General features: G+C 45.4%; 11 protein-coding genes, 1 tRNA gene and 1 pseudogene. 4 read left to right on the top strand and 9 right to left on the bottom strand.

The features are described 5' to 3' along the window. Nucleotides 1–342: 342 nt before the first annotated feature. Complete coding sequence (gene bioF / locus IM456_RS02605) at nt 343–1,500, bottom strand: 8-amino-7-oxononanoate synthase (RefSeq protein WP_149988014.1); 1,158 nt, start codon at nt 1,498–1,500, stop codon at nt 343–345. A gap of 48 nt (nt 1,501–1,548) precedes the next feature. Next, entirely contained in the window at nt 1,549–1,908 is a 360-nt protein-coding gene (locus IM456_RS02600; RefSeq protein ID WP_002747143.1) for a DUF6464 family protein, read from the bottom strand. A gap of 414 nt (nt 1,909–2,322) precedes the next feature. Between IM456_RS02600 and IM456_RS02595 the strand changes: the two genes are divergently transcribed. Beyond that, nucleotides 2,323–2,871 (top strand): RDD family protein, encoded by a 549-nt coding sequence (locus tag IM456_RS02595; RefSeq protein ID WP_061433414.1) that lies wholly within the window; start codon nt 2,323–2,325, stop codon nt 2,869–2,871. A gap of 380 nt (nt 2,872–3,251) precedes the next feature. Next, nucleotides 3,252–3,527, top strand: a complete 276-nt coding sequence (locus tag IM456_RS02590) for a hypothetical protein (RefSeq protein WP_002763421.1) — start codon at nt 3,252–3,254, stop codon at nt 3,525–3,527. A 226-nt stretch (nt 3,528–3,753) separates the two neighbouring features. Here IM456_RS02590 and IM456_RS02585 read toward each other — a convergent pair. Both IM456_RS02585 and IM456_RS02580 read right to left on the bottom strand, forming a co-directional pair. Then, a tRNA-Arg gene (locus IM456_RS02585) sits at nt 3,754–3,827 on the bottom strand. 310 nt (nt 3,828–4,137) lie between these two features. Further along, entirely contained in the window at nt 4,138–4,329 is a 192-nt protein-coding gene (locus IM456_RS02580) for a hypothetical protein (protein WP_045356121.1), read from the bottom strand. A gap of 206 nt (nt 4,330–4,535) precedes the next feature. Between IM456_RS02580 and IM456_RS02575 the strand changes: the two genes are divergently transcribed. Beyond that, complete coding sequence (locus IM456_RS02575; protein ID WP_287691741.1) at nt 4,536–7,061, top strand: mannose-1-phosphate guanyltransferase; 2,526 nt, start codon at nt 4,536–4,538, stop codon at nt 7,059–7,061. Between the two features lie 80 nt (nt 7,062–7,141). Here the strand turns inward: IM456_RS02575 and IM456_RS02570 are convergent, their stop codons facing one another. Further along, complete coding sequence (locus IM456_RS02570) at nt 7,142–8,524, bottom strand: flavin monoamine oxidase family protein (protein ID WP_287691739.1); 1,383 nt, start codon at nt 8,522–8,524, stop codon at nt 7,142–7,144. Between the two features lie 109 nt (nt 8,525–8,633). Between IM456_RS02570 and IM456_RS02565 the strand changes: the two genes are divergently transcribed. After that, nucleotides 8,634–9,482, top strand: a complete 849-nt coding sequence (locus tag IM456_RS02565; RefSeq protein WP_002763416.1) for a M28 family metallopeptidase — start codon at nt 8,634–8,636, stop codon at nt 9,480–9,482. A gap of 260 nt (nt 9,483–9,742) precedes the next feature. On the opposite strand, the gene IM456_RS02560 is transcribed toward IM456_RS02565, so the two are convergent. The 4 genes and pseudogenes from IM456_RS02560 to IM456_RS23195 form a co-directional block, all read right to left on the bottom strand. Continuing rightward, on the bottom strand, nt 9,743–10,159 hold the full coding sequence (locus IM456_RS02560) for a putative toxin-antitoxin system toxin component, PIN family (protein ID WP_108935328.1): 417 nt from the start codon (nt 10,157–10,159) through the stop codon (nt 9,743–9,745). After that, a complete protein-coding gene (locus IM456_RS02555; RefSeq protein ID WP_287691736.1) occupies nt 10,149–10,385 on the bottom strand; it encodes a hypothetical protein in 237 nt (78 codons plus the stop codon). Before IM456_RS02555 ends, IM456_RS02560 begins: the two co-directional genes overlap by 11 nt. Before the next feature lie 485 nt (nt 10,386–10,870). Beyond that, nucleotides 10,871–11,563 carry a helix-turn-helix domain-containing protein gene (locus IM456_RS02550; protein WP_287691735.1) on the bottom strand — a complete coding sequence of 231 codons (693 nt, stop codon included), beginning with the start codon at nt 11,561–11,563 and terminating at the stop codon, nt 10,871–10,873. Nucleotides 11,564–11,576: 13 nt separating this feature from the next. Next, nucleotides 11,577–11,657 (bottom strand): annotated as a pseudogene (locus IM456_RS23195) (chromosome partitioning protein ParB); the annotation flags it as partial. Between the last annotated feature and the right edge of the window lie 138 nt (nt 11,658–11,795).

Below are 11,795 nucleotides of genomic sequence, written 5' to 3'. Positions count from 1 at the left end.
TTCCCAAATGCGTTTAACCGCTATGGGATAGAGAGGTGCGTAGTTCACCCAAGGAGAATCAATCTCTCGAAGTAAAAGTGAAGGGAATTTCTGAAATGGAATTCAGTCTGTCTATATTTGACTATACTTTTACTAACTATTCAGACATTGATGGGCTGAAAATTGTCAATCCTTTCAAGAGTCCCTAAACCTGCCGCAGCATAACAACGCGCTGGAGCGGACGGTCGGGAGCGGACGGTGGTGATGCTAAGGTTGTCTGCCGCCGCTCAACTTAACCGTTCCCCACACCCCACAACCCACAACCCACACCCCACAACCCACAACCCACGAAAAACTTTTTCCCTATGTGGGGAAAGATTCGCCAATAGACTGGACAAGAACCTCTAGATGGGCGAGGCTATGGGTGGCCATGGCAGTAAAACGCAGACGACTGGTGGGAACGGTAGGAGGACGAATTGCGGGGGCAAAAATCCCTTTTTCTAGCAGTTTTTGCGATAATTCTAGGGCTTGACCCGGATTGGCTACCGGTAAACATAAAATCGCCGCTTCTGAAGGCAATATATTAAAATTATTTAATTTACTCTTGACAAAATTAATATTTTGGTGTAAGCGTTGGCGACGTTCCGGTTCCAGACCAATAATCTCTAAAGCCATTCTAGCGGCGGCGGTGTCGGCGGGGGATAAACCGGTAGTATAAATCCAGGTGGCGGCGCGATTGCGGATAAAATCGATAATTTTGGCGTTTCCGGTCACATATCCCCCTAAACTGCCCAAAGCTTTACTCAGTGTCCCCATCTGAATTAATTCCCGTCCCTGACAACCACAATATTCCACGCAACCTGTGCCATTTTCCCCCATAACCCCGGTAGCGTGGGCCTCATCCACCAAAACCATGCAATTATAAATCTCGGCTAGAGCGAGAATTCCCGCTAGGGGACAGATATCCCCATCCATACTAAACACTGTATCGGTGAGCAGTAAACAATGACGATAGTGATGACGGTGGGCTAATAACTGATTTTCTAAGTCCTCGAGACTATTGTGCCGGTATTCTTTCACCGTGGCACCGCTTAACTTGGCTCCATTTTTGAGGCTAGAGTGATTGTATTGATCGCCTAAAATCAGGTCTTTCTGCCCGACTAAACAGGTAATTGTCCCCAAATTGGCTAAATATCCCGAACTAAAAACGATCGCGTCTTCGCTATTTTTAAAAGATGCGATCGCTAATTCTAAGTCTCGATGAATATCTCGGTGTCCACTTAATAGACGCGAGCCGGTGCTTCCAGTTCCATAGCTTTGTGTCGCTGCTATGGCTGCCGCGATCATTCTTTCATCGGCTGCTAATCCCAGATAATCATTACTGGCAAAATTGATCAGCGATCGACCCTCTAATTCTATAACGGCTCCGCCCTGGCCTTGAATGGTTTTAACCCTTCGATACCAATTGGCCCGATGGAGGGTTTTTAAGCTGTCCTCGATCCAAGAATAAGGATGATTCATGGGCGATTGATCAATATATAGCCAGATTGTTGCCGAAAAAAGGCTCTTTTAAGGGTTAATAGTTTCGTAAAAACGACAATCTTGACAGGGACCGGAGGGGTTAATCGCACAGCGCAACAGTTCGGATCTGGCGTTAAAACGACAACTAGCATCCCCCATCACCCAACGTCCTTCAATCAAACTTTTTTCGTTAGGAGTGGGAGCAGTTTGTACATAAAGGGATATTTTGCGTAAACAATAGCCACCAATCTTGTATTGATACTGGTGGTGACGTTCCAAAACCGCATAGGTTTGTCCTTTTAAGGCCAAATAATTACCCGGTTGTGGCATCCAATCCAATTGGATCTCCCCCAAACTTTGCCGCGGATGGGTCAGAATAACCTCCGTTGTTAATGAATCTTGCTCCATGATTATCCCTGTATTCTGGGCTACCTTTGCTCAATGGTAGCTTAGATCTCCGAGTCGATTAATAATTATATCTCCTGTAAAAATCAAAAATCTTCGGTTAGGTGAGCAGACTCCGAGACGGAAGACTCCGAGACAGGGGGAGAAAAAAGACAAGAGACAACTATCCTAGAATTGCCAATTTCCCGATTAAAGTGGAAGATAAACCGCAGGATTTTTCCGAGAATTTACTTTAAATCTCTTGCATAATTAATTTTTCAGGGTTCAAAAACGGCAAAAATAAGAATTAAATGGCATAAAGTGTGTAAATAGACCATTTAACTGATTATCATTCATTCTTAATTCTCCTGACTCCTGACTACTGGCTACTGACCCCTAACCCTAACAACAATTTTTGATTTTTACAAGAGGTCTTTTATGGTTTACCCCATCCCGCCTGAAGATAATCTACCGCAAAAATTTCCGAAAATTCCCTTAGATCGTCGCGCCTATGCTTTCCTGATCGACTTTGCCTCGATCTGGTTTTTAAGCTCCTTTGCTAACGGTACACCTGTACTGCAATTCTTCCTTTTTCTCCTGATTTGGTGGTGTTTGCGGGTGTTATTAGTAGCGCAGAATCAGGGTCAGAGTTTAGGCCGTTGGGCCTTGGATATGAAGATCATCGATCTACGACTTCAGCGTTTACCCGGAATTTTGGAGTTAAGCAAAAGAGAGGCGATCGCTGGTGGGGGGGCAGCTTTAATGATGGTAGGGTTAAATACTTTTTTTGGCAATCCTTTAAGTTTGATTTTACTATCTTCGCCCCTTTTCGCCGATTGTGGTATGGCGATCGGTGATGAACAATTGAACCGCGCTTTCCACGATCGCATCGGTGGCACGATTGTTATTCCCACCCGTCGGGGTTTTTCTCTCGATCTACGTTTAAGAAGGCTTTGGTATCAAATTAAGGGCAGAATGAGAAGATAAATATCAGTGATCAGTTATCAGTTATCAGTGATCAGTGATCAGTTTTAAGTTTTGAGTTTTAAGTGAGCAGTATTATAGCAGTTTTCATCAGAATGAGGTATGGGCAAGGGGCTTAAGCCCTTTGTTGGCAAAACTTGTCGATACCTCAGTAACGTGAAAAGTGCTATATGTGGGTTTTCCTGTAACGGGAAAACCCTTGATTTTGTCTCCCTGACTTGGTAATAGTCAGGAAAGATTAAGACTCCTGATGAGATCGCATTACAGTGGGAATTTAGGAAATCGGATCAGCGTTGGCATCGAAAAGCCCATAATTAAAGTTATTCCCCCATCCGACGGGCATCGGTGGGGGACAAGAATTAGTCTATTAGGAGTTTACCAAAATGTCAGAAGACAGATTAGAGCGGATCGAGAGAATAGTGGAATCGAACGCTCGCGCTATTCAAGCCCTAGCTGATGCCGTCGCTAGTGACCGCGAGGAACGGAAACAGGAGAAAAAAGGGCTTTACGATTACCTAGCTCGAATAGCAAGCGCACAATCAGATTTTTATGAGACTCAAGCCGATTTTTACCGGCATCTAGAGAGAATGGATGATCGACACGCTCAAATGATTGAAATCATCCGACAGATTAACAAGAACAGAAGCGATCAAGCCTAACCTCTAGAAGTTGCCCGTAGCCGTGCCTACGGGCTTAATTAAGCCCGTAAATATTTCGATAATGGGGTTGATGCTATAGCAGTTTTTATCAGAATGAGGCATGGGCAAGGGGCTTAAGCCCTTTGTTGGCAAAACTTGTCGATACCTCAGTAACGTGAAAAGCGCTATAAATAGCAGTTTCCCAGCATCTTTTCACTGTTTACTGTTTACCGATCACTGAAAAAGGCGGGATCGGCCGGGATCGAACCGGCGGCCTAGCGCTTAGGAGGCACTCGCTCTATCCAACTGAGCTACGACCCCAATTTTTTCCCTAACCATAATAAGCCATACGGCTAAACTGTTGATTGCCGTGGATTATTTAGAAGTTTTTTCGGGGGGTAATCTCGACTAATCAGGTAAAAAACGCCTCGATACCCACCCACTTTCTGTTTTATGGCTGCGATTTTGGCAGTATGTTAATTCTCTCAGTTCGGGAATCACTATAGGTAGTGTTTCAATGACTGATCAAACCTACCTGTAGTGGTATTAGTTCAACTTATGCCACTACAGGCAGTGGATAGCTTAATCCAAAAACACTATATGTGGAAAATGAGCGAACCGTCAGTTAATTTTATTTGCCCTTGAGGGCTTTTTGAAAATTCTTGCGATAGGCGGGATTAACAGCCAACAGAAGCGGCCAGAACAGCGTTAGAGCCAAACGATTGGGTAAACTGGAACTAAAATTAGTGCTTCTGTACCCATTCCAGAATTTCCAACCACCGGCACCGTAAACAATTATTAAGAGAAAAATAACCAGTCTCATGCCATCTCATCCTTAGATTTAGACAATTCACATCTCTCATTTTAAGCTTTGGTTTTGCCAGCTTGGGAAAAGAAAATATTGTTCTGAATCGGGGGGACGGTGTTAGAATGCCGGTTAGGAACTGGCTCGATCGAGGTCGGGAAACTAAAGCCATAATTTGCAAAAACTATTTAAAAACGGCGAAAAGATAGCCTTGGGAGGAAATTATGCGAGCGGTATTAATGGCAGGTGGTTCAGGGACAAGATTACGTCCGCTTACTTGTGATCTTCCCAAACCGATGGTACCGATTCTCAACCGTCCCATCGCCGAACATATTATCAATTTACTACGAAAGCATGACATTACCGAAATTATCACCACCCTGCACTATCTCCCCGATGTCATGCGCGACTACTTTCAAGACGGCAGCGACTTTGGGGTAAAAATCACCTACGCTGTCGAGGAGGATCAACCCCTAGGCACCGCAGGATGTGTGAAAAATATTGCTGAATGGTTAGATGATACCTTTCTGGTGATTAGTGGCGATAGTATCACCGATTTTGACCTGCAAAAAGCGATCGCATTCCATAAAAGTAAAAACTCGAAAGCAACCCTCGTCCTGACGCGGGTTGCCAATCCGATCGAATTTGGGGTAGTGATTACCGACAAAGAAGGCAGAATTCGCCGTTTTATCGAAAAACCATCCACCAGCGAGATTTTTTCCGATACTGTCAACACCGGAACCTATATTCTCGAACCAGAAGTCCTCGATTATCTCCCCTACAAAGAAGAAGCCGACTTTTCTAAAGATTTGTTTCCGCTGCTGCTGCAAAGGGGCGAACCTATGTATGGTTATGTGGCCGATGGTTATTGGTGCGATGTCGGTCATCTGGAGGCCTACCGAGAAGCGCAATACGACGCTTTATCTGGCAAAGTTAACCTAGAATTTCCCTATCGAGAAAAATCCCCCGGGGTGTGGGTCGGTACTAATACCTATATCGATCCTAGCGCTCACATTGAGGCCCCGGCCATGATCGGCAATCATTGCCGCGTTGGTGCAAATGTTCTGATCGAGAGGGGTTCGGTTATCGGCGATAATGTCACCATCGGTGCTGGTTCCGATCTGAAACGTCCCATCCTCTGGAATGGTGTGGTGATCGGGGATGAGGTCAATTTAGCCGCTTGTACGATCGCTAGGGGAACCAGAATCGATCGACGGGCCCAGGTACACGAAGGTGCGGTGATCGGACAATTATCGATCGTGGGGGAAGAAGCGCAGATCAATTCCGGGGTCAGAGTCTGGCCGAGTAAACGGATCGAATCGGGAGCCATCCTCAATATTAACCTGATTTGGGGAAATACTGCCCATAAAAACCTCTTTGGTCAACGAGGAGTATCGGGCCTCGCTAACATCGATATCACGCCCGAATTCGCCGTTAAACTGGGGGCATCCTACGGTTCTATCCTGAAACCGGGGTCAACGGTAATCGTCTCCCGGGATCAACGTAGTGTCTCGCGCATGGTCAGTCGATCGCTGATTGCCGGTTTAATGTCCGTGGGGGTGAATATCCAAAACCTACAAGCGAATGCTTTACCGATTTCGCGGACTTTAGTGGCTAAATTAAACGTAGTCGGTGGCATTCACGTTCGTATTCATCCCGATCGCCCAGATTTTCTCTTAATCGAGTTTTTAGACGAAAAAGGAATTAATGTTTCCAAAGCGAGGGAAAAGAAAATCGAAGGGGCCTATTTCAAAGAAGATCTGCGACGGGTGGGAATGCAGGAAATCGGCAGTATGTCCTATCCGGCTGATATTCTCGATAATTACCGCAAAACCTTTGAAACTCAGCTAAATGTGGAGGCCATTCGCAATAGTGGTTCCAAAATCGTCATTGATTACGCCTACGGAGTCTCAGGGGCAATTTTACCAGAATTACTGGCCAAATTTGGCTGTGATGCCGTGGTTCTCAATGCCAGTTTACGTCAGAATGCCCTTTCCATGCAGGAAAGAGAGTTACTGATCCATCAATTGGGCCATGTGGTGGAGGCCCTGAAAGCGAACTTAGGCGTACAAGTTTCGGCCAACGGGGAACAATTAGTCCTCGTCGATGAGAGTGGTTTATCGATTCGCGGGGAACAATTAACTGCTCTAATGGTGAATACAATTCTGACCGCCCATCCTCGCGGTACAGTGGTAGTGCCGGTTCATGCTTCTAGTGCCGTGGAACAGATCGCGCGTCGTCACGATGGCCGGGTGGTGCGGACAAAAGCCAGTCCTAGCGCTTTAATGGAAGGATGTCAAACCAATCCTAATGTGGTTTTAGGAGGATGTGGGCAAACTGGCTTTATTTTTCCGCAATTACATCCCGGTTTCGATGCCATGTTCAGCGTGGCGAAACTTTTGGAGATGTTAACCATTCAGGAACGTTCTCTAGCTCAGGTGCGGGCCGAGTTACCGCGCATTTATAATAAGAATACGGCGGTGCGCTGTCCTTGGAAAGTCAAGGGATCTCTGATGCGCTATCTGGTGGAGACTCACGCTACCGACAATCTAGAGTTAATTGATGGGGTGAAGGTGATTAATCCCCTTAATGATGACTGGGTATTGATTTTACCCGATGCCGGAGAACCTTTAGTACATATATATGCTAACAGTGAGCAGCGGGAATGGGTCGATCGGACAATTAAAGAATATCGTCATCGTGTCCAATATTTCGTCGAACATTACCAAGGCGAAATAGTGATGATTTAAGATTTTTTTGCCCTATTAGCCCCCGAAAATTGACTATGATGACTTTTTTGACCTAAAAAGTGTCTTAGCCCTGTAGATGCTCATTTTTCCCGCAAAAGCAAGGCGATTCGATCGGCCGCTGCCTCACCGGTGCGGATCGCTCCCTCAAAAAATCCCGGCCAGCGATCGGCCATTTCTGTGCCGGCCCAGTGAATCGGTCCGACGGGAGTAAAAAGAGCCTCGCCGAAACTTGTCCAGACTCCGGGGGGCATAAAAGCGGAATATGCGCCACCAGTCCAGGGATCCCCGGGCCAATCCACCTCATCGTAACTGATCGGGAAAAGGGCCTCTTGACCGAAATAAATAGCTAAATCCGAGAGGACGGCGGCACGGCGCGCCGGACTACTCATGGAGCGCCAACGGTTATAGCGATCGCCAACCACAAAGGTGGCGATTACCCCGACGCCGGTTTCGGGATCGGAACTATCAGCACAGAGTTCCAACCATTGACAATTCCCCTGAGCAACTCCCGCTAGTCCCTGTTTTCGCCAGAAAGGTTGCTCGTAGGAAATCAGGATTTTAGCGCAGCATCCCATCGGTACTCGTTGGGTTAGTTGTTCTCGCTGGGGTGGCAGCGGGGGATGATAAATAATGCGGCCGGCAAGATGGGGTGGCATGGCAATGATGGCAAATTTGGCGGTAAAACTGTTCTGGCTGGTTTCTATGGTGACACCGGCCGAGTCGTAATTAAGGCGAAAAACTGGTTCCCCCAGTCGAATTCGCTCTCCTAACTCCGCCGCGATCTTGTCGGGAATTTGTCCTGCTCCGCCATGGATCAGTTCGGCTTCTGGATGTTCAGCTTGAGCGGCGCAATTTTGTCCCCAAAGAACGTGCAGCAGTGAGACTTGTTGGGGTTCGGCTGGTCCGAGAAACCCCACTGCACGCGCCATATAAGCAAAATACCATTGACCAAAATCTGTGCTGGTGTTTTCTTCAATCCACTGGGCAAAAGTTTTACTGTCTAGTTTTTTGGTGTGATCGTTGCCTTGGGGATAACCTGAAGGTAGGGTTTTGGCTAGTTCTTGAAAACGCGCCCATGCTGACATCGCATCTTGCCATTCTTCCGTGCCGATATCGGGTACTTCTCCCTCGTGGAAACCTTGAAAAAAACCATTGAATTCATAGCGTTTGTTGTTGAACACTAGGACGGTTTTTCCCTGATTGGGAGAGGGAAAACGACGTATTTTATACTCGTCGAGGAGGGCTAAAAAACGCTCTTGGGTTGGGCCCACCCACTGACCACCTCGATCGATCCACTGTCCGGAGGGGAGATATTGACCAGACATTCTGCCACCGTAACGATTTCGCGCTTCGATTACCAGAACTTGATGACCTCGCCTCTGGAGATTACGCGCGGCGATTAATCCTGCTAATCCCGCCCCGACAACGATACAATCATAGCTAGTCAACTGGAGATTTGTCATGATTTTAGCCCCACAGAATATTTTATAATTAACAATTATTATTCTCCCCGATTTTTCCCTCAGTTTCTCTATCCATTGGCTCTTTTGATTAAATTATCTGCTGCTATCAATGTTTGATCTTCTTAGCGATCGCTTAAGCCAACACCTAGAACAAATTGTCCGAGAAAGAAACCCTTTTTTCTCTAGTCAAGGACATTTTTATGTGCGAGAATACCTGCGGCAAGAGTTAGGCAATTGGGGAAAAGTTGAATCACATTTTTTCTCATTTCAGGGAAAAGTTTACGAAAATTTAATCTTGGATTTGCCTAATAATAGTCAAAAACCTCCGATTTTAATTGGCGCTCATTATGACACGGTGCCGGGGTCGCCGGGGGCTGACGATAACGCCACGGGATTAGCGGTATTATTAGAATTAGCGAGGTTTTTTGGGGAGAATCAGGCTAATTATCCAATTCGTTTAATTGCCTTCGATCTAGAAGAATACGGATTACTGGGGAGCATTGCCTACGCAGAAAAATTAAAACAAACTAAGCAGGATTTAAGGTTAATGTTATCCTTAGAAATGCTCGGTTACTGTGATAAAAATCCCCATTCTCAAAAATATCCAGCTTTTCTAGAATATTTTTACCCCAACACTGGGGATTTTATCGCTTTGATTGGCAATCTCAAAACCCGCAAGGATTTAAATTTTCTCAGTCGAGTCCTGCGGGAAAATCAGACTCCCTGCGAGTGGTTGCCCGTAATTTTTGGAGGTTATATCGTCCCCGATACTCGACGCAGCGATCATTCTCCTTTTTGGAGTCGCGGTTATTCGGCAATTATGGTGACAGATACGGCTAATATGCGTAATCCCTACTATCATAGTTCTCAGGATACAATCGCTACTTTGGACTTAAATTTCCTAACACGAGTCTGTCAAGGTCTCTGTTTTGGATTGCAATCTTTACCGATGAGATAAAAGTTAGCGTGTAGTCCAGTAGGGTGCGCTCTTCGTTAGCGTAACGCACCAATCCCAGTTAGAAACCCAACATTATTGACGACATTGGTGTGGTTGGGTTTCGCTCAAGCGTCACTAATATTTGACAGACAAAAGTTATTATTGCTCAACCCAACCTACTGCTTAAGTCACTTGTCTTGGCAAAATTAAAGTCTATCCCGTGTTTTTCGATATCGATGTTGTTCTTTCGATCATCTCACTCAAACTGGATTTTTTGTACTTCACCGCCGAACAATTTTTAAAAATTCCCTTGGTGTAACGATCTCTGTTTTCCCATAGCGTTGCAGTATAAGCAAATCATTGTCACCAGTAATGAGATAGCGTGCTTCCCCACTGGTTGCCAGATTTAGGAATTTGTTATCGTCTCGATCTCGGCAAATTTCAGTGTGGTCAGTAGGTCTAATCAGCAGCGAAATTTCCAAAATTCTTACTAGCAGTTGTTGGCGCTGCTCCAGTGTAATGTACCTCTCGAACTTTGGGAGAAGAAGTTTTGTGACCAACTCGCCTATGGTTGCGGGACTTTGCAGAATAATAAAGTTATTAATCGCGTATTCTACAGCCAAAGCTGGTGTTGTCGTACTGCTTAAGGCGAAGCTTATAAAGACGTTCGTATCGATAACAATGGGTTCACGATTCATCTACTAAAAGCTCTTCCAACTTCTCATCAGTCAATCCCTGACTCTTGGCATAAGAACGAATTTCATTGACCACTTCCATCAAGGCTTGGGTGGTTTCTTCCTGTTCGTTCCCCGTCATCTCATGATTCTCGATTGTGAAATCGACACACGCATGAGCGGACAAACCTAACTGCTCGATCGCTGTGGGTATCTCGCTAATTTTAACGTTTCGGATCGTTGCTTTCATGTTTTCAAAGTAGCACAAATACAAATTGAATTATTATTCTTCAGCTTGTAGGTTGGGTTGAGCGATTTAATCCTTAGGAGAAAACTGCTCAATTCAATGGTTTGAGCGAAACCCAACATTCTTGACGATATTGGTGTGGTTGGGTTTCGCTTAAGCGTCGCTAATAGTAGTATCCTAACATCGGCAACAAATAAACCTCCGCAAACCATCTGTAACCATTGCTGGCGAACAGAATTTCGTTGGACGATCAGTAATGTGGTCAAAACAGTTATCGTAGGGCGTTGACATATTTTTCCCTCCGAATCATATATCATCTTAACCGTTCAGAGGGCGTTTATCAAGCCGCCATTAGTTTTGTAATGGGGATTTATGCCCCGCTCCAAAAACTTTTCGCCTTAAGGCGAGGTTTTAGACCCGATTTTTTCGATAAAAGCAGACCACGAGAGAATTTTTCGCAGCACCAAAGCTCTGCAAGAATTATCACTTTAAGCGGTGACATTTTCTGTTTCTGCTGGTTGAATTTCCGGCATTTCTACTTTAATTAAACTCACTCTAGCACGATAAAGTAGTTTTTCCCCATGACGATAGCCCCGATAACGAACTAAAACGGGTGTACCGATTGCTGCTTGACCATCGATCAATTGATGGATTTGCGGATCATAACTCACATGATCACCGACACTGTCAATTGGTTGCACTCCCCAGCGCTCCAGTAACTGCATAATCGGTTTAACTAGGGAGAGGATTTTGACGGCTGCTAGGTCGGGATTTTTGCGGGCAACGGCCTCGGCCGTGGGCCATTGAACTAACCAAGATTCGATCGCTTCGATGCTTTGACGTTGAAATTCTGCGGCTAATTCTTCTTTTTGCTTGTCTAATTTTTGCTGTAAATTCTGATACTCTTGTTCGAGAATTTTTGATTCCCCTGAACGATCCTCTGTCCCCATCGTCGGGATTTGAAAATGAGCGAGAAGATCGCTAACTGGCAGCTGCAGCGCATTAGCTAATTTCACCAAAGATTCAGAGGATAATTTGGCGATTAAGCCATGGCGAACTCTCTGCAATTGCCAAGAAGATAGACCCGATAACTGACTCAATTCTTCCAGATTTTTACAGCCAATTTCTGCCATTAACTGCTCTAATTTTTGCCGATGATATTTATATAAGGACTCATTCATGGGACTTCTCAGCTTAAGCGATGTGTTTAGCTAAAACGGATTTAGGGGCGCGACGAACTCGACAGAGAATTGTTTCTTTACCGAGACGCTGTTGACATCCTCGCCGCCGTAAAACGGACGGCGATTCCCAAACCTCACGATTTGGGTTTCTGCTTCTTTCCCGAAGGATTTTTCGCACCTGCCTTAACAGATTTACTCTGTTCTGGTCTTATGGTCGCTCTACAGACTGACA

It is taken from the genome of Microcystis sp. M079S1, assembly GCF_020246425.1.
Lineage (GTDB): Bacteria > Cyanobacteriota > Cyanobacteriia > Cyanobacteriales > Microcystaceae > Microcystis > Microcystis aeruginosa.
This window is presented reverse-complemented; position numbering and strand designations above follow the sequence as displayed.

Bases quoted from the DNA above. Each gene is read 5' to 3' on its own strand.
- bioF (WP_149988014.1), bottom strand. From the start codon at position 1,500: ATGAATCATCCTTATTCTTGGATCGAGGACAGCTTAAAAACCCTCCAT.
- IM456_RS02600 (WP_002747143.1), bottom strand. From the start codon at position 1,908: ATGGAGCAAGATTCATTAACAACGGAGGTTATTCTGACCCATCCGCGG.
- IM456_RS02595 (WP_061433414.1), top strand. From the start codon at position 2,323: ATGGTTTACCCCATCCCGCCTGAAGATAATCTACCGCAAAAATTTCCG.
- IM456_RS02590 (WP_002763421.1), top strand. From the start codon at position 3,252: ATGTCAGAAGACAGATTAGAGCGGATCGAGAGAATAGTGGAATCGAAC.
- IM456_RS02580 (WP_045356121.1), bottom strand. From the start codon at position 4,329: ATGAGACTGGTTATTTTTCTCTTAATAATTGTTTACGGTGCCGGTGGT.
- IM456_RS02575 (WP_287691741.1), top strand. From the start codon at position 4,536: ATGCGAGCGGTATTAATGGCAGGTGGTTCAGGGACAAGATTACGTCCG.
- IM456_RS02570 (WP_287691739.1), bottom strand. From the start codon at position 8,524: ATGACAAATCTCCAGTTGACTAGCTATGATTGTATCGTTGTCGGGGCG.
- IM456_RS02565 (WP_002763416.1), top strand. From the start codon at position 8,634: ATGTTTGATCTTCTTAGCGATCGCTTAAGCCAACACCTAGAACAAATT.
- IM456_RS02560 (WP_108935328.1), bottom strand. From the start codon at position 10,159: ATGAATCGTGAACCCATTGTTATCGATACGAACGTCTTTATAAGCTTC.
- IM456_RS02555 (WP_287691736.1), bottom strand. From the start codon at position 10,385: ATGAAAGCAACGATCCGAAACGTTAAAATTAGCGAGATACCCACAGCG.
- IM456_RS02550 (WP_287691735.1), bottom strand. From the start codon at position 11,563: ATGAATGAGTCCTTATATAAATATCATCGGCAAAAATTAGAGCAGTTA.